This is a genomic window from Paenibacillus sp. P4_A7 (assembly GCF_056402455.1).
Window position 1 is genome coordinate 1 of the sequence record NZ_JBFUHJ010000711.1, and the last position, 1,776, is coordinate 1,776.

Below are 1,776 nucleotides of genomic sequence, written 5' to 3' on the forward strand. Positions count from 1 at the left end.
CGACTCCACAACGAGTAACGCAATGACATTTTTGTTGTACAAATTCCATTCAAATTCCAAACATAGGTTTGTTCGAAATGCTTTTTTCTTGTTTCGTAGATATCTTTAGAAGAAGAAAAGCCCTCTTTATCTATCCCATACGCATGCAGCTTCCTATATACATCCGTTTTATGAGCAAAATCGGGATTGATTAGTTCAGGAAACTTATAATCAACTTCTGCTGTCCTGACCCTAGTCATAAAAGGATAAGCCTTTTGTGTAATAGCTTTTAAAAACCTTGATTTTCCAATACCCAAGTTATTACTGTACAAATGCATCTCCCTGTTAAGACGAAGCCATTTCATTTTTTTTAATAACATAGCGTAGTGGGATAATGCTGATCCCCAAGAGATCGTCGTGTTACCTCTCGCTCCGCTTAAAAGAACTCCCACCCCATGCTGGTATGCCTCTTCATTAATCCCTTGAATCCAAAACGAATTCTCAAACACCTTATAAGGCATCTCTAGCATTTCAATCCAACTATCAATTTCCGTCAATGAGCTTTTTCCTTTACAATCCAAATAATGATCCGTTATATTCCCAACATGCTTTACAGTAGATTGGATATATGGCCGCTCATCTGCAAGCAGCCTCTTGGAAGTCCAGTCTATGTAATCATCTACTGGTACATAACTGTAGGTACGTAATTTCTTGTTTTCTTTATGCATTTCTCTTGCAGCCAGACTCACAATAGAACCTGAATCCAGCCCTCCGCTTAAGAAAGCGCCGACATGCTTGTGAGTACGAAGACGCGCATTAACCGATTTTTGGAAAACCTCCAGAAATGCCTCCTCGTACTCTTTGTTTGATTTAAKCTTTAAACGCTCCCCCTGAATTAAGGTGAAGTATCTGGATAATTTAACCTGGCCGTCATATATAGTAATGGAATGCGAAGGTGGAACCTGTTTTATATCTTTAAACACGGTAGATGTATCATCCACTGAATCTACTACACCTGGGTTTGCTAGATACTCGGCGATCCATTGCTCGTTAAGAGTTTTATCAACATCAGGTAAGGTTAACAAAGGCTGTATAACCGTAGATAAGGCAACGAGGTGTTGACTTCTATAGAAATAAAGCGTACGGCTGCCTGAAAAATCCCTTGCGCCAAAGAATATCCGTTTTCGCTCATCCCAAATCATAAACGCAAAATCACCGACTAAATATTTCGGAGAAACCTCGCCCCATTTATCATAGGCTAGCAAGATGAGCTCACTATCAGGCATTGTTTGTCTGAGACCATGCTCCACTTGCAGCATTTCAAACAATTCTTTACGGTTATCGATAATCGCGTCAGCAGTAATGGCAAGTCGTCTTTCAGAATCATAGTATGGATTCCGTTCACCAACTGATTCTGGTGTAATCCATTGTGCATGGCAACCAAGAAACACTCGTTCATCATGCCATGTCTGAACATCATCGGCGGGGAATTTTTGCAAAGATCCCATTAGTCTCGAGCCAAGCTCAAGATTAATATGGTCTCCATTCAAATGATAAACTCCTGCAATTGCGCTCATGACTTCCTCCTGTTAGCTAAATTCCAATCATCGATGTATGATGTTCTTTTTAAAGAACATAATAGTATGAGTTAGCCATTCAATGTACAATTTCTTGTTACTACATATTTTCAGTTTGTTCGTTAAATATTCATTCATCACTGTAATCGGTTCGTTATTGAGAACATATTCAGAATACCACCTTGCCCAATTGTTGTCAATTCATTTTGTTCAAATAATC

1 protein-coding gene is annotated in these 1,776 nt (G+C 39.2%); it reads right to left on the bottom strand.

Going from position 1 to position 1,776, the window contains the following annotated elements; translation table 11 throughout:
- The coding region (locus tag AC1DWN_RS33275; protein WP_477563108.1) for an asparagine synthase-related protein at positions 1–1,556 on the bottom strand (1,556 nt) is incomplete at its 3' end.
- Between the last annotated feature and the right edge of the window lie 220 nt (positions 1,557–1,776).